The sequence below is a fragment of the Pseudomonas sp. S2_E01 genome (genome assembly GCF_054668365.1).
On the sequence record NZ_CP162762.1, the window covers coordinates 6,168,533 to 6,183,848 of the forward strand.

Below are 15,316 nucleotides of genomic sequence, written 5' to 3' on the forward strand. Positions count from 1 at the left end.
GTCAGGGTGAAGCTCATGAACATCAGTCGCCTCGTTCGTTTGACCTTCTGGTTACCCATCGCACTGTCCGCTCACGGCGTCATGGCGGCCACTGTCGCCGAAGTGGATCCGCCCGTGCCGGAGGTCCCCAGCCTGCAATCGTTGCGTGGCATGCAGCCGCCCGACCCATCAGGCACCGAGGGCGGACGCAAAGTCGACCTGATGACCGATTACGTCCTCAATCGCGGTGCTGCAATCCTGTTGGGCAAGGCGTTGTTCTGGGACATGGAAGTCGGCAGCGATAGCGCCACGGCGTGCGCGTCCTGCCACTTTCACGCCGGGGTTGATCATCGGATCACCAATCAGGTCAACCCTGGCCAGGCGCACACCAACGCCAACGTGGCCTCGATATTCAACAAACCGTTCACCGCATCCGACATCCCCGGTGACGTGGCGTCCTACGCGACGCTGTCCGGTGGCAAGGGCGGCCCGAACTACACGCTGAAGAAAACCGATTTCCCCACCCATCTGCCGGTCAACCCGTTGGACCGTGACTCGCCCATCGCTTATTCAACCGACGATGTGATCGGCTCGCAAGGCGTGTTCGACGCCAATTTCGTCAAGCCCAACCAGCCGCGTTTCGATAAGTGCACGCAGCAGCCGGATGGTATTTTCCAAGTTGGCGGGATCAACGTCCGTCGTGCGACCGGGCGCAACGCGCCGTCGGTGATCAACGCCGCGTTCAACGTGCGCAACTTCTGGGATGGCCGGGCCAACAACGTGTTCAACGGCTTTTCGCCTTTTGGTAATCGCGATCCCGATGCCGGAATTTTTGTCACCAGCGATCGCAGTGGCGTGGCGACCAAAGTGCGCCTGGCGCTCAATGATGCGTCTGCCGCCTCGCAAGCCGTAGGACCGCCGGGGAGCGCGGTGGAAATGTCCTGCGGCGGGCGCACCTTCGCCGACATTGGCCGACGGATGCTCGACACGCTGATGCTCAAGCAGCAGCGTATTTCCTCCACAGACTCGGTGCTTGGCCCGGTGTCCGGCGCACGCCGGCCAACGTACCGCGAGCTGATCAAGGCCGCTTTCCACCCGCGGCTTTGGAATGCCACACAACCGGTTTCGCTGGGCGGTGCCTCGTACACCCAGATGGAGGCGAACTTTCCCTTGTTCTTCGGACTGGCGATCCAGATGTACGAATCCACGCTGATTTCCGACCAGGCTCCGCTCGACGCCTATCTGCAAGGTGATCATCAAGCATTGAATGCGCAGCAGGTCGAAGGGATGAACCTGTTCCTCGGCAAGGGCAAATGCGTCAGTTGTCATGGAGGTGCGGAGCTGACCAACGCTGGCAGCCGGCTGCTGTTCCATCCGCGTGAGCGAATCGAGCGTATGGTCATGGCGGACAACCTGACCACGCTGTACGACAACGGCTTTTATAACACCGGGGTGCGCCCGACTTCCGAAGACCTGGCGCTCGGCGGCACCGACGCCTGGGGCAATCCGCTGGCCTTCACTCGCGAGTACAACAGCCAGATTCAGGGTGCCAGGGTGCCAGATCCGCTGGATGTCGATGTGTGCACATTCGAAGCGCCGTTGAGCGCGGCGATCCCCTGCGACGCGACGCTCAAGCCCACTGTCGGATTCCGCGACGCAGTCGATGGCGCCTTCAAGACGCCGACGCTGCGCAACATCGCACTCACCGGGCCTTACTTCCACAACGGCAGCCGGTCGACACTCAAGCAGGTCATGGAGTTTTACAATCGCGGTGGCGATCGGCGGGGTTCGGATGCCAACAACACCAGCGGCTTCGATCATGCCAGTGTCAATCAGCACAACACCTCAAACCTCGATCCGGACATGACATCATTGAACCTGACCCCCGATGAGATCGATGCATTGGTCAAGTTCATGGAGGTCGGCCTGACCGATCCTCGCGTGGCCTGGGAGCAGGCGCCTTTCGATCACCCGTCGCTGGTCATCCCCTTGGGGCACGTGGGAGATGAGAACGCTGTGACTCCGAAACCGGTCAGCCCGAAGATCACCACTCGCCAGGCAGCCGATGCGTTGCTGACGCTCAAGCCGGTGGGGGCGGAGGGGCGTGGTGTTTCGGAGGGGCCATTGCGGACGTTTGACAACGACCTTTAAGACTTCGATGCGAGTGACGGGCTGCGCAGTTGCATCCCGTTACATAGCCGCAACAAAAAAACCTGACTAAATAACTCAGAAAGTCAGGGGGACTGCCGTTACAGTATGTGGGCACATTGCCATCTATTGATCAGACGGGTCGGAGCTTTACCCTTGCCGCGTTCTTCCGCAGTACGTTTCAGTCATTTTCTGCCGTCACTTCTGCTGTTGTTCTCGGGACTGGCGGCGGCGTACGTCAAGGATCTGAACGTCTTCTTCACCTCACTGTTCAACGTGCTGCCCACGTTGGTGCTGTTGCTCGGCGGTGCCTACTGCGGGGTTTACCGACGCCAGCGTGAGCTGTTTCTGATGGTCACGGTGTACATCGCCTACTTTCTGCTCGATACCCAGACCGATTATTACCGTGACAATGGCCGCGTGCGTGAAGACGCTGCGGTGGTTTTCCACCTGTGTTGCCTGCTGCTGCCCCTGATGTTCGGCCTGTTCGCAGCGTGGCAGGAGCGAACCCATCTGTTCCAGGACATGGTGGCGCGGTTTGCGGTGCTGCTGGCTGTCGGCAGCGTGGCGTTGGGCCTGGAGCAGAGTTATCCGCAGCCCTTGCTGATGTGGTTGTCGGAAATCCGCTGGCCGGCCTTGCATGGCGCCTGGATGAGCCTCATCCAATTGTCCTATCCGGTATTCTTCAGCGTGTTCGTGCTGCTGGGCTGGCAATACTGGCGCAACCCGCGCCCTTTGCACGCGGCTCAACTGGTGGGGCTGCTGGGGTTGTTCTGGGCGTTGCCGAAGACCTTCATCCTGCCCTTCACCCTCAACATCATGTGCAGCCAGGTGATGTTGATGATCGCTGCCGCCGTCGCCCACGAAGCCTATCAAATGGCGTTCCGTGATGAGCTTACCGGCTTGCCGGGTCGCCGTGCCTTGAACGAGCGCATGCAGCGATTGGGGCGCAACTACGTGCTGGCCATGAGCGACGTCGATCACTTCAAGAAATTCAACGATACCCACGGTCACGACGTCGGCGATCAGGTGCTGCGGCTGGTGGCCAGCAAGTTGTCGAAGATCGGTGGCGGCGGTAGGGCGTATCGCTACGGCGGTGAGGAATTTGCCCTGGTGTTCGCCGGCAAGACGCTTGAGGAATGCATGCCGCACCTGGAGGTCATTCGCGAATCGATCGAGACTTACAGCATCCATTTGCGCAACCAGGACAACCGTCCCCAGGACGACCAGCAGGGGCGCCAGCGCCGCTCCGGCTCCGCAGCCTCCACGGTATCGGTCACTGTCAGCATCGGCGTCGCCGAGCGCGTAGACCAACGTAACCCGGAAAAAGTGCTCAAGTCCGCTGACGAGGCGCTTTATGCCGCCAAGGGCGCCGGACGCAACTGCGTGGTCGCCTATGGGCAGAATCGGCGCGGTGCGGTGCGCACGGAGGCGGCTGCCGGTTGAGTGATGACGGCGCATTCAGCGTCTGGACTGTGATTGTCGGTGTGGGTTCGGTGGCAGTAGGTTTAGGGCATCTGCTACCGGAGAAGTCACCATGCCCGAGTACAAGGCACCCTTGCGCGACATGCGCTTTCTGATCAATCACGTGTTCGATTTTCACAGCAATTACGCTGCGCTGGGCGCCACGGAGGCCAGCCCGGACATGGTCGATGCGATCCTCGAAGAGGGGGCGAGGTTCTGCGAGAACGTGCTCGCCCCACTCAATAGAAGCGGTGATGAGGAAGGCTGTCATTTCGACAATGGTGTAGTGACGACGCCGGCCGGTTTCAAGCAGGCTTTCGCCCAGTATGTCGAAGGTGGCTGGCATGGCCTGGCCGCCGACCCTGGGTACGGTGGCCAGGGACTACCCACTTCGTTGGGACTGGTCATCAGCGAGATGGTCGGGTCCAGCAACACCTCGTGGGGCATGTACCCGGGCTTGACGCACGGGGCGATGTCGGCAATTCACGCGCATGGCACGCAGGCGCAGAAAAACACCTACCTGAGCAAACTGACCGCCGGCCAATGGACGGGCACCATGTGCCTGACCGAAGCCCATTGCGGCACCGACCTGGGCATCATCAAGACACGCGCCGTACCCACTGCGGACGGCAGCTATGCGATTTCCGGCAGCAAGATCTTCATCTCCGCCGGAGAACACGACATGAGCGAAAACATCGTTCACCTCGTGTTGGCGAAACTGCCGGATGCTCCGCCGGGCACCAAGGGCATTTCGTTGTTCATCGTTCCCAAATTCCTGCCCGATGCACACGGTGAGGCCGGCGAGCGCAACGGTGTTTCCTGTGGCTCCATCGAACACAAGATGGGTATCAAGGCGTCTGCCACCTGCGTGCTGAACTTCGATGACGCGAGGGGCTTTCTCATCGGTGAGCCGAACAAGGGCCTGAACTGCATGTTCACCATGATGAACCATGCGCGGCTGGGCACCGGGATGCAGGGCCTGTGTCTTGGTGAAGCGAGCTTCCAGGGAGCGATCAAGTACGCCAATGATCGCTTGCAAATGCGCGCGCTGACCGGCGCTAAAGCACCGGAAAAAGCCGCCGACCCGATCATCGTTCATCCTGACGTACGACGGATGTTGCTCACCATGAAGGCCTTCAACGAAGGCAACCGCGCGCTCACCTACTTCACCGCCCAGTTACTGGACGTCGCGCATTTGAGTGCGGACGAAACGGCACGTCAGAACGCCGAAGACTTGCTGGCCTTCCTGACGCCGATCTGCAAGGCCTTCATGACCGACACCGGGCTGGAAGTGACCAACCTCGGCATGCAGGTGTTCGGCGGCCACGGTTTCATTCGAGAATGGGGCATGGAGCAACTGGTTCGCGATTGCCGGATTGCACCTATCTATGAAGGCACCAACGGTATTCAGGCATTGGATCTGCTGGGGCGAAAAGTGCTCGGTAGCCAGGGCAAGCTGTTGCGTGGCTTCACCAGGATCGTCCACAAGTTCTGTACGGCGAACGCCGGGCATCCGCAACTGGGCAGTTACGTGGCGCAGCTCAATGAACTCAACCAGCAGTGGGGCGAGGTGACGACTCGGGTGGGCATGGCGGCAATGAAAAACCCGGATGAGGTCGGCGCTGCATCCGTGGACTACTTGATGTACAGCGGCTACATCGTGCTGGGCTACCTGTGGCTGCGCATGGCCCTTGTGGCGCAGGCACGCCAGGAATCGGGCGAGGGCGAGGCGGAGTTCCATCGAGGCAAGCTGGCGACCAACGAGTTTTACTTCAAGCGTTTGTTGCCGCGTACCGCTTCTCACCGCGCCGCCATCGAAGCGGGCAGCGATTGCCTGATGTCGCTGTCGGCGGAATCATTTGCGCTCTGACGACTGGCGGTGAACGCTTCGTGAGCCTTCGCTAATCCGGCAGGCTCACAAGCTCGCTGCAGGGCTCATGAAATACTGGTGACCAAAAATTACAAAAGGGTCACTAGTTGACCCTATGTGTCGCAAAAGTTGTTGGGGTACACTCGGGCCCAACGAGACACTCTTCCTACACATCACCTGTAAAAGATCTTGCGAGGTTTGCCATGGCTGACTACAAAGCGCCCCTGCGTGATATGCGCTTCGTCCTCAATGAAGTGTTCGAGGTTGCCAAATTGTGGGCCGAGTTGCCTGCACTGGCCGAGACCGTCGACGCGGAAACGGTCGAGGCCATTCTTGAAGAAGCCGGCAAGGTCACCAGTAAAAGCATCGCGCCGCTGAGCCGTGGGGCCGACGAAGAAGGTTGCCATTGGGCGGATGGCGCTGTTACCACGCCAGCAGGTTTCCCACAGGCTTACCAGACGTATGCCGAAGGCGGCTGGGTCGGTGTGGGCGGTGACCCGGCTTACGGCGGCATGGGCATGCCCAAGGCGGTCTCGGCCCAGGTCGAGGAAATGGTCAACTCCTCGAGCCTGGCGTTCGGTCTGTACCCGATGCTGACGGCGGGCGCTTGCCTGTCGATCAACGCCCACGCCAGCGACGAGCTGAAGGCGGCTTACCTGCCGAACATGTACGCCGGTATCTGGGCAGGTTCCATGTGCCTGACCGAGCCGCATGCCGGCACGGATCTGGGGATCATTCGTACCAAGGCCGAGCCTCAAGCGGACGGTTCCTACAAGGTCAGCGGCACCAAGATCTTCATCACTGGCGGTGAACATGACCTGACCGAGAACATCATCCACCTGGTGCTGGCGAAACTGCCGGACGCACCGGCAGGGCCCAAGGGTATTTCGCTATTTCTGGTGCCCAAGTTCCTGGTCAACGCCGACGGCAGCCTGGGTGAGCGCAACCCTGCAAATTGCGGCTCGATCGAACATAAAATGGGTATCCAGGCGTCCGCCACCTGCGTGATGAACTTCGATGAAGCCGTGGGTTATCTGGTCGGCGAGCCGAACAAGGGCCTCGCGGCAATGTTCACCATGATGAACTACGAGCGCCTGGGCGTAGGCATCCAGGGGCTCGCGACGGGTGAGCGTTCCTACCAGAACGCCGTCGAGTATGCCCGCGATCGCCTGCAAAGCCGTTCACCGACGGGTGCGCAGAACAAAGACAAGGTTGCAGACCCGATCATCGTGCATCCGGACGTGCGCCGCATGCTGCTGACCATGAAAGCTGCGAACGAAGGCGGCCGCGCGTTCTCCACTTACGTGGCCATGCAGTTGGACACCGCCAAGTTCAGCGAAGACGCCGCCACCCGCAAGCGTGCAGAAGACCTGGTGGCGCTGCTGACTCCGGTAGCCAAGGCATTCCTGACCGACCTCGGCCTGGAAACCACCGTTCACGGCCAGCAGGTGTTCGGCGGCCACGGTTACATCCGTGAGTGGGGCCAGGAGCAGTTGGTGCGTGACGTGCGCATCACCCAGATCTACGAAGGCACCAACGGCATTCAGGCGCTGGACCTTGTGGGGCGCAAGGTCGTTGGCAGCGGCGGAGCTTTCTACAAGCTGTTCGCCGATGAGATTCGGCACTTCACCACAACGGCCAGTGCCGATCTGGGCGAGTTCACCCAACCGCTGAATGACGCGTTGACCACGTTGGATGAACTGACCGCCTGGCTGCTGGACCGGGCTAAGAACAACCCGAATGAAATCGGCGCGGCTTCGGTCGAGTACCTGCAAACCTTCGGTTATGTTGCCTACGCCTACATGTGGGCATTGATGGCCAAGGCGGCGCTGGGCAAGGAAACACAGGACGATTTCTATGCGAGCAAAGTGGGTACAGCGCGCTTCTATTTCGCACGCTTGCTGCCACGAATTCACTCGCTCAGCGCATCGGTGCGGGCAGGCAGCGAGTCGCTGTTCCTGCTGGATGCCGCACAGTTCTGATTGTGAAACGCCGTGTAAGCATTCTCTTACACGACGTGCTGCTCATCTCCCATAGATGCAGATTGGATCCACGGCTAATCTACTTCACATGGACGTCGCGCAGGAAAGCGCAAGTTACAACACGGACACGTAGGATTCTGCCAGGACGGCGGAGTGAAATGGATGTCAGGGAAACAGTCTGCAAAGCCCCGCTTCGGCGGGGTTTTCTTATGCCCGCAGAAAAGTTATCCGCTCAGCCCGTCAGGGTTTATCGAGCGATCATCCGTGGCACTCATCACTTCTTCCAGCAAATTGCGTAACAACGTCATTGATGCCTGTTGACGTTGTACGTCACGACATACCAGCCCGACTTTCAGCGGTACTCGCGGTTCGGTCAGAGGCTTCCACAGCAGCTCATGGCTGCCCAGTACTTTTTGTGATCGCCCCGGCAGCACGGTTGCCAAGCGGGTGTGGGGCAGGCTGTCGAGAATCCCCGCCATGTTATTCAACTCCGCCTGCACTTGCGGTCGCCGCCCCAGGCTGGCCAGTTGCGTCTGCCAGATCTGCCGCACCTGAAACTCCTCGCCCAGCAGCAACATCGGCAGTTCGGCTGCCTGCCCCATGGAAACCTTCTTGAATTCGCGCAACGGATGATCAGCCGGGATGACGAGAGTCAGTTCGTCTTCGTACAGCATCACGCCATGCAATCCCGGTTGGCGTGGTGGCAGGTAGCTGATGCCGATGTCCAGGGTACCACTGAGCAGGCGTCGCTCAATCTCCAGACCCGAGAGCTCATAGATCTGCACCACCAGATGCGGCTGCGCCTTGCGCACACGCTCGAGCAGCTGCGGCACTAGGCTGCTGTGCACCGTTTGCAGCACGCCGATGGCCAGTGTTCGCAGGGCCTGACCCTTGAAGTTGCCCATCGCTTCACGGGCCCGTTGCAAGCCGTCGAGCAAGGGGAGGGCGTGGTTGTACAGCGTGTGGGCAGCCAGGGTCGGCAGCAGGCGTTTGCTGCTGCGCTCGAACAAGCTGAGATCGAGGTTCTGCTCAAGCTGGCGAATCTGTTGGGACAGCGCTGGTTGAGAGATCGACAGACGCTCGGCGGCCCGTCCGACATGGCCCTCTTCGTAGACCGCGACGAAATAACGCAGTTGTTTGAAATCCATAAGTTTTACTTATTGAAAATACTGGAAAAACGAAATGGTCCAGGGACCGGCATAGGCCTAGTCTAACCGCATTCACTAGGCTTACAGGGCCAGAGAGCGCGATGAATACCATTCACCGAAAGGGTGTTTGCATAGGTAAGGCAAAAAACCTCAATGAAGGTTTTTTTGTATGAATTTGTTCAGTTTGCGGCGGAGTACCCCCAGCCTCGAAGACCTGAGTGAGGAGGCGTTCATGCCGTCCACGGACGACGCCTCGTCCAGCGAATACCTGATGCCCAGCGTCGAGCGGCCCAAGCAGGTCTTTGTGCGAGGGCAGGGTTCATGGTTGTGGGACAGCGATGATCGCGCTTACCTCGATTTCTCTCAGGGTAACGGCGCCAATAGTCTTGGGCACAGCCCATCAGTGTTGGTCAACGCCATTTCTGCTCAGGCTCAGTCGCTGATCAATCCAGGCTTTGGTCTGCATAACCGCGGCATGCTCAATCTCGCTGAACGTCTTTGCGCCAGTGCCGGCAGCGATCAGGCGTACCTGCTCAACACTGGCAGCGAGGCGTGTGAGGCGGCGATCAAGCTGGCACGCAAGTGGGGCCAACTGCACCGCGGAGGCGCTTCGGGGATCATCGTCGCCAACAATGGGTGCCACGGCCGCAGTCTCGGGACTATTCCGGCGTCAGACAGTGTCAACCTGGCCAACCGTTTCGAGCCACAGCTGCCGGGCTTCAGCCATGTGCCGTTCAACGATCTGGCCGCGTTGCATGCCGCCGTCGACGCACAAACCGTCGCGATCATGCTTGAACCGGTCCAGAGCGAAGCCGGGGTTATTCCCGCCACCGAGCATTACCTCAAGGGCGTTGAGCGCCTGTGCCGTGAGCTGGGCATTCTGTTGATCCTGGATGAAGTGCAAACCGGCGTCGGTCGTCTCGGCACCTTGCTCGCGGAGCAATCCTACGGCGTGCGGGCAGATATCGTCGTGCTCGGTAAAGGGCTGGGTGGCGGAGTACCGGTTGCGGCACTCCTGGCCCGGGGCAAAGCCTGCTGTTTCGATGTGGGCGAGCTGACGGGTACTCATCACGGCAATGCTTTGATGACGGCGGCCGCGCTTGCCGTACTCGGCAGCGTGCAGGACAAGGGGTTTCTCAAGCATGTCGGGGAGACTGGCGAGCATTTGCGCGAAGGCCTGGCGCGACTGGCGCATCGCTATGGCCATGGCCAATTGCGAGGCCAGGGGCTGCTTTGGGGCCTGACCCTGTCCGACGCTTCGGCTGGGGCAGTGGTCAAGGCCGCCATGTCCGAAGGCCTGCTGCTCGACGCCCCGCAACCCGATTGCTTGCGTTTCACCCCGGCGCTCACGGTCAGCAACGCCAACATCGACGAAATGCTCCTGCGCCTGGCCCGTGCCTTCTCCCGCGTGCGGACGGCACAACTGCAATGCCGCAAAGGGATTGCCGTCTGACAGCAACGTCCTGCACGAATTTCCGAACCGTCTCGCGGTATAACGCGTCGCCCCACGTTTGATTCTTTTGACGTGGGGCGTTTTTTTGTCTCTGCATTTTTCCAGATGCCAATCGGTGCTTGAGCGATGGCGCGATCGGTGGTTTTTTAGTGCACGTCGGCAAGGAGTGCCGATGCCCGCAGAGTGACAGAGTCATTCAGCAGGCTTTGATTTATATACCACTAAGTGGTATGTTTTTTTAGGAAGGGATGCCGATGAGACCCCGGTTGTTCAAGACCAAGCGTTTTGCCGTGCAGGCTGGCAAGGCATGGATTGGCGATGACGAGCTTCGCGACGCTTTTGCGCAAATGCTAAGGGGCCAGGCCGAAAGCCTCGGCGGTGGGGTTTGGAAGAAACGCTTGAATGCCAATCGACATCGCTCGATTGTTGTGGCCAAGGGTGAGCGTTACTGGGAGTATCAATTCCTGTACGCCAAAAAAGATCAAAGCAATATCAGTCAAGCGGATTTGATCGGCTTTCGGAAAGTGGCGAAGACCTACGAGATGCTGACAGAACTGCAACTCCAGTCCCTGCTGGATACAAAGGAGTTTTTGGAGGTTTTTCATGAGTAGAAAGTTCAAAAGTGAGGCATTGGAATCGGTACACGAATCCGCCGGCGCCCTGTACGCCATCGGCGCAATCAGCAAGGCAACCATGCGCGAGTTCGATGAGTCCTGCCTTGCAACCGTTCCCGATGCGATCCCGGCGGAGCAGATCAAGGCGCTGCGCGAGCGCAACAATGTCAGCCAGCCGGTGTTCGCACGTTATCTGAACACCAGTGCATCGACGGTAAAGCAATGGGAAGCCGGCGCCAAACATCCCAGTGGCATGGCGCTCAAACTGCTGAGCATCGTGCAGAAACACGGGCTGGAAATACTGGCCTGAATTCGCGAACTGAACCCTGACGAACGGCGCAGGTCGATTAGCTGTAGGGCGCACGCGCCCACTTCAAATCAGGAGCTGCCCCATGGATTTCATTCGCATCATCATCGCTATTCTTCTACCGCCACTGGGTGTGTTTCTTCAGGTCGGCTTCGGTGGGGCGTTCTGGCTGAATATTCTGCTGACGTTGTGCGGTTACATTCCGGGGATCGTGCACGCGGTCTACATCATCGCCAAGCGCTGAGAGTCGCTGCGACCGATAGGTAGTTTTCGCTGGCAAGCCAGCTCCTACAGGGGATTGCGTATCTTGTAGAGCTGGCTTGCCAGCAATTGGAACGACGCTATCTCAAGTGGATGATTTCATCACCCGCTTGTAAAACAACCACTCGTGCTCCAGTGCATGGGCTTGGTTCCCCGCCTTGCGGAAACCATGGCGTTCGTCGGGATAGTAATGGGCTTCAACCAGGATGCCGTTTTCCTGTAGAGCCTCGACCATGTCGCGGGTCTGTTGAGGCACCACGACGGCGTCGAGTTCACCCTGGAAGAAGATCATCGGTACGCGGATGTTTCCTGCATGAAGCAGAGGCGTACGGGCGGCGTAGCGTTCGGCGTCCCTGTCGGGATCGCCGATCAGCCAATCCAGGTAATCACCCTCGAACTTGTGGGTGATCCGGCCCAGCGCCACGGGATCGCTGACCCCGTAGAGACTCGCACCGGCGCGAAACACCGTGTTGAACGCCAGCGCGCACAACGTGGTGTAGCCACCGGCACTGCCACCGCGGATGAACGCTCTGTCGCCATCGATCAAGCCACGGTTGGCGAGATGTGTCACCACCGCGCAAGCATCCTCTACATCCACTTCCCCCCAGCTCAAATACAGCGCTTGGCGGTACGCCCGCCCATAGCCGCTGCTGCCACGGTAATTGAGGTCGGCCACGGCGAAACCGCGTTGCGCCCAATACTGAATGCGCGGATCCAGTATCGGGTAGCACGCTGACGTCGGGCCGCCGTGGATGAATACCACCAGCGGCGGTTTCGCCTCGCCGGACATCGCGGGATAAAAGAATCCGTGTGCCTCGCCCGAGCCGCTCGGGTAACGCAGGGTTTGCGGGACGCTGATCCGTTCTGCCGGCAATGGTGCCACGCCGCCCGCCAGCACTTTCGCTTGTCCGGTAGTGCGCTCGATGGCGATGATCGCGGATGGTCTGACGGGGGAGGCAGCGATGCAGTAGATGAAATCTTCATCCATGGCCAAATGTCGGAAACGGCTGTAGTCGCCGGTGAAGTCTTCAACGGTTTCCGTGCAGATGGCGAGTCGGCCGAAACCGTCTTCGGTCCAACTGGCCAGAAAAGCGTTATCTGCGAGTGGCAGCCAGGTGCAGCCACCCAGTTGCCAAGGCGCGGGGCCGTGGTCGGCCGCAACGCTGGGCAACGCTCGCAAACCGTCCGGTGACTCCCCCCAAGGCTGCCAGTACCCGGCGCGATCCGTCAGGCAATAAAGACGACCATGCTCATCGAAACGGGGCTGTTGTACCGATTCCTGAGTTTCTTCGCCGGCCACGCAGCGAGCAGGGGGAAAAACGCCGCCGTTTGTGCGCTCGGCGACCATCAGGCGCGTAGCGGTCCAGGGCTGATCCGGACGGCTCCATTCGATCCAGGCCAGGCGCTGTCCGTCGGGGCTCAGCGTCGGCGCGGCATAGAAATCAGCACCCTCGGCCAACAGATGGCGGTTCCCGCTCGCCAGATCAATGGCCACCAGACGGTGGTGATTGCGCTGTTCTTCCACGGCCAGAACCTGACCCTCGGCGAACTTCAGATCGCCATACCGGCATTCACCGGACGTCAGCGGCACGGGTGTTTCGCCCTGCAGCGATTGGCGATACAACTGTTGGTCTGCTTCGTTGACGAACACGATTCCATCGTCTGTCAGGCAAAACGCTCCACCGCCATATTCGTACACGCGACTGCGTACGCTGAAACCGTCGGGCGTCAGGCAATGTGCCTGGTCGTCACGCCAATGCCAGATGCGGCATGCGGCGTCTTCGGGGCGGTATTCATTCCAGAACAGGCCATGCTGCCCGACCAGCAGTTCGGCAAAGTCGACGCCAGCGGCCACGGCATTGGCGGCGCTCAGCGGTTCAGCTTTTGGCGATGAGGTGTGAGTTTCGTTCATTGCGAAAGGCCAGTTGTTCGATGGTTTCGGTGGCGTGCTCGGCCTCTTCGCGGGCCTTGAGAATCATGCCGTGATGCTGCGATTTGCTGCACACCGGGTCGGCGTTGCTGGCGTCACCGGTGAGCATGAACGCCTGACAGCGACAGCCGCCAAAGTCCTTTTCTTTTTCGTCGCAGGAGCGACAAGGCTCGGGCATCCAGTCGTAGCCGCGAAAACGGTTGAAGCCAAAGGAGTCGTACCAGATGTGTTGCATGCTGTGATCGCGCACATTGGGAAATTGCACCGGCATCTGTCGGGCACCGTGACAGGGAAGGGCTGTACCGTCGGGTGTCACTGTCAGAAAAATACTGCCCCAGCCGTTCATGCAGGCCTTCGGGCGTTCTTCGTAATAGTCCGGAGTGACGAAAATCAGCTTGCAGGGGTGTCCTTCTGCTTCCAGTTTGGCGCGATATTGGTTGGTGATGCGTTCAGCGCGCGTCAGTTGTTCCTGGGTCGGCAGCAGGCCCACCCGATTGAGTTGTGCCCAACCGTAGAACTGGCAGGTGGCGAGTTCAACGAAGTCGGCTTCGAGGGCAATGCACAGCTCGATGATGCGGTCGATTTTATCGATGTTGTGCCGATGGGTAACGAAGTTCAGCACCATTGGATAGCCATGGGCCTTTACTGCACGGGCCATCTCCAGTTTCTGCGCGAACGCTTTTTTTGAACCGGCCAGCAGGTTGTTCACTTGCTCGTCGCTGGCCTGGAAACTGATCTGGATATGGTCCAGGCCGGCCTTTTTGAAGTCACTGATTTTCTGCTCGGTCAGACCAATGCCCGAAGTGATCAGGTTGGTATAGAAACCGAGCTTGCGCGCCTCGCCAATCAACTGCGCAAGGTCCTGGCGCACGAGCGGTTCGCCACCGGAAAAGCCCAGTTGCGCCGCGCCCATTTCCCGCGCTTCACGAAACACCTTGATCCACTGCTCGGTGCTCAGCTCTTTGCCTTGCTCGGCGAAGTCCAGCGGGTTGGAGCAGTAGGGGCATTGCAATGGGCAACGATAGGTCAGCTCGGCCAGCAGCCACAGCGGCAGGCCGACGTCCGGCTTGGGCGGTAACTTATCCGACACGTCGTCAGGCAAGTTCGATCCAGTGCTGAGCACGGGCAACCTCCATGAATTGCTCGATGTCGTCACCCAGTTCCGGTACCCCGGGGAACTGCTTGTCGAGCTCGGTGATGATCGCCGCGACGTCGCGCTGGCCGTCGATCAAACCACCGATCAGCGCGGCACTGTCATTGAGTTTGATCATGCCTTCGGGGTACAGCAGCACGTGACCTTTTTGCGCCGGTTCGTACTGGAAACGGTAGCCGGGACGCCAGGTCGGGGTTTTGCTGCGGTCGAAACTCATAGGTTGATTCCTTTATGCCAGACCCGTTGTTCGGTCACGCTGTGATACGGCGGGCGTTTCAATTCGTAGGCCATGCTCATGGCGTCGAGCATGCTCCAAAGAATGTCCAGTTTGAACTGGAGAATTTCCAGCATGCGCTCCTGGCCTTCCCGTGTCGTGTAGTGTCGCAGGGTGATCGCCAGTCCATGCTCGACATCGCGCCGCGCCTGGCCCAGGCGAGTGCGAAAGTATTCGTAGCCGGCCGGGTCGATCCACGGGTAATGCTGGGGCCAGCTGTCCAGGCGCGACTGGTGTATCTGTGGCGCGAACAGTTCGGTCAGCGAGCTGCTGGCGGCTTCCTGCCAGCTCGCACGGCGGGCGAAGTTGACGTAGGCGTCCACGGCAAAACGCACACCGGGCAGGACCAGTTCCTGGGAACGCAATTGGTCAGGGTCGAGGCCGACAGCCTGGCCCAGGCGCAACCAGGCTTCAATTCCGCCGTCTTCGCCAGGGGCGCCATCGTGATCGAGCAGGCGCTGAATCCACTCGCGGCGGATTTCGCGGTCCGGGCAGTTGGCCAGGATGGCCGCGTCCTTCAGGGGGATGTTCACCTGATAGTAGAAACGGTTGGCGACCCAGCCCTGGATTTGCTCCCGGGTCGCCCGGCCTTCGTACATCGCCACGTGGTAGGGGTGATGGATGTGGTAATAGGCGCCCTTGGCCTTCAGGGCGGCTTCGAATTCGGCGGGGGAGAGCGGGGTGTCAGTCATTTCGGGGCTCCAGCGGTGTCGGGTAGGGCCTCATCGCGAGC

At 59.9% G+C, this 15,316-nt stretch carries 13 protein-coding genes; 8 read left to right on the forward strand and 5 right to left on the reverse strand.

Annotated features, from left to right (window positions below):
- Window positions 1-15: 15 nt before the first annotated feature.
- The 4 genes from AB4O36_RS28475 to AB4O36_RS28490 all read left to right on the forward strand — a co-directional run bounded on the left by AB4O36_RS28475 (window position 16) and on the right by AB4O36_RS28490 (window position 7,443).
- Entirely contained in the window at window positions 16-2,130 is a 2,115-nt protein-coding gene (locus tag AB4O36_RS28475; RefSeq protein WP_460140786.1) for a cytochrome-c peroxidase, read from the forward strand.
- A gap of 153 nt (window positions 2,131-2,283) precedes the next feature.
- Entirely contained in the window at window positions 2,284-3,573 is a 1,290-nt protein-coding gene (locus tag AB4O36_RS28480) for a GGDEF domain-containing protein (RefSeq protein ID WP_460120277.1), read from the forward strand.
- Window positions 3,574-3,664: 91 nt separating this feature from the next.
- Window positions 3,665-5,461: an acyl-CoA dehydrogenase C-terminal domain-containing protein gene (locus AB4O36_RS28485; RefSeq protein ID WP_460140787.1), complete on the forward strand. Its 1,797-nt coding sequence runs from the start codon at window positions 3,665-3,667 to the stop codon at window positions 5,459-5,461.
- A 203-nt stretch (window positions 5,462-5,664) separates the two neighbouring features.
- Entirely contained in the window at window positions 5,665-7,443 is a 1,779-nt protein-coding gene (locus AB4O36_RS28490; protein ID WP_460140788.1) for an acyl-CoA dehydrogenase C-terminal domain-containing protein, read from the forward strand.
- 224 nt (window positions 7,444-7,667) lie between these two features.
- Here the strand turns inward: AB4O36_RS28490 and AB4O36_RS28495 are convergent, their stop codons facing one another.
- Window positions 7,668-8,591 carry a LysR family transcriptional regulator gene (locus tag AB4O36_RS28495; RefSeq protein WP_460120283.1) on the reverse strand — a complete coding sequence of 308 codons (924 nt, stop codon included), beginning with the start codon at window positions 8,589-8,591 and terminating at the stop codon, window positions 7,668-7,670.
- Window positions 8,592-8,760: 169 nt separating this feature from the next.
- Here AB4O36_RS28495 and AB4O36_RS28500 point away from each other — a divergent pair, with 169 nt between their 5' ends.
- From AB4O36_RS28500 to AB4O36_RS28515, 4 genes are all read left to right on the forward strand, one after another.
- Window positions 8,761-10,044, forward strand: coding sequence for an aspartate aminotransferase family protein (locus AB4O36_RS28500; protein ID WP_460120285.1), 1,284 nt, complete (start codon window positions 8,761-8,763; stop codon window positions 10,042-10,044).
- 254 nt (window positions 10,045-10,298) lie between these two features.
- Window positions 10,299-10,655, forward strand: a complete 357-nt coding sequence (locus tag AB4O36_RS28505; RefSeq protein ID WP_460140789.1) for a type II toxin-antitoxin system RelE/ParE family toxin — start codon at window positions 10,299-10,301, stop codon at window positions 10,653-10,655.
- Complete coding sequence (locus tag AB4O36_RS28510; protein WP_460140790.1) at window positions 10,648-10,968, forward strand: helix-turn-helix domain-containing protein; 321 nt, start codon at window positions 10,648-10,650, stop codon at window positions 10,966-10,968. Before AB4O36_RS28505 ends, AB4O36_RS28510 begins: the two co-directional genes overlap by 8 nt.
- An 82-nt stretch (window positions 10,969-11,050) precedes the next feature.
- Entirely contained in the window at window positions 11,051-11,209 is a 159-nt protein-coding gene (locus AB4O36_RS28515; protein ID WP_003228885.1) for a YqaE/Pmp3 family membrane protein, read from the forward strand.
- A 102-nt stretch (window positions 11,210-11,311) separates the two neighbouring features.
- On the opposite strand, the gene AB4O36_RS28520 is transcribed toward AB4O36_RS28515, so the two are convergent.
- From AB4O36_RS28520 to pqqC, 4 genes are read right to left on the reverse strand one after another with little or no spacing between them, the layout of a single operon-like run.
- Window positions 11,312-13,138: a S9 family peptidase gene (locus AB4O36_RS28520; protein WP_460140791.1), complete on the reverse strand. Its 1,827-nt coding sequence runs from the start codon at window positions 13,136-13,138 to the stop codon at window positions 11,312-11,314.
- A complete protein-coding gene (gene pqqE, locus AB4O36_RS28525) occupies window positions 13,104-14,246 on the reverse strand; it encodes a pyrroloquinoline quinone biosynthesis protein PqqE (RefSeq protein WP_460126878.1) in 1,143 nt (380 codons plus the stop codon). Before pqqE ends, AB4O36_RS28520 begins: the two co-directional genes overlap by 35 nt.
- Before the next feature lie 4 nt (window positions 14,247-14,250).
- On the reverse strand, window positions 14,251-14,526 hold the full coding sequence (gene pqqD / locus AB4O36_RS28530; protein ID WP_460120292.1) for a pyrroloquinoline quinone biosynthesis peptide chaperone PqqD: 276 nt from the start codon (window positions 14,524-14,526) through the stop codon (window positions 14,251-14,253).
- Entirely contained in the window at window positions 14,523-15,275 is a 753-nt protein-coding gene (gene pqqC, locus AB4O36_RS28535; protein ID WP_460120294.1) for a pyrroloquinoline-quinone synthase PqqC, read from the reverse strand. The genes pqqD and pqqC overlap by 4 nt, the downstream gene beginning before the upstream one ends.
- Between the last annotated feature and the right edge of the window lie 41 nt (window positions 15,276-15,316).

Coding starts and splice junctions, on each gene's coding strand:
- AB4O36_RS28475 (WP_460140786.1), top strand. CDS start 16: ATGAACATCAGTCGCCTCGTTCGTTTGACCTTCTGGTTACCCATCGCA.
- AB4O36_RS28485 (WP_460140787.1), top strand. CDS start 3,665: ATGCCCGAGTACAAGGCACCCTTGCGCGACATGCGCTTTCTGATCAAT.
- AB4O36_RS28490 (WP_460140788.1), top strand. CDS start 5,665: ATGGCTGACTACAAAGCGCCCCTGCGTGATATGCGCTTCGTCCTCAAT.
- AB4O36_RS28495 (WP_460120283.1), bottom strand. CDS start 8,591: ATGGATTTCAAACAACTGCGTTATTTCGTCGCGGTCTACGAAGAGGGC.
- AB4O36_RS28500 (WP_460120285.1), top strand. CDS start 8,761: ATGAATTTGTTCAGTTTGCGGCGGAGTACCCCCAGCCTCGAAGACCTG.
- AB4O36_RS28505 (WP_460140789.1), top strand. CDS start 10,299: ATGAGACCCCGGTTGTTCAAGACCAAGCGTTTTGCCGTGCAGGCTGGC.
- AB4O36_RS28510 (WP_460140790.1), top strand. CDS start 10,648: ATGAGTAGAAAGTTCAAAAGTGAGGCATTGGAATCGGTACACGAATCC.
- AB4O36_RS28515 (WP_003228885.1), top strand. CDS start 11,051: ATGGATTTCATTCGCATCATCATCGCTATTCTTCTACCGCCACTGGGT.
- AB4O36_RS28520 (WP_460140791.1), bottom strand. CDS start 13,138: ATGAACGAAACTCACACCTCATCGCCAAAAGCTGAACCGCTGAGCGCC.
- pqqD (WP_460120292.1), bottom strand. CDS start 14,526: ATGAGTTTCGACCGCAGCAAAACCCCGACCTGGCGTCCCGGCTACCGT.
- pqqC (WP_460120294.1), bottom strand. CDS start 15,275: ATGACTGACACCCCGCTCTCCCCCGCCGAATTCGAAGCCGCCCTGAAG.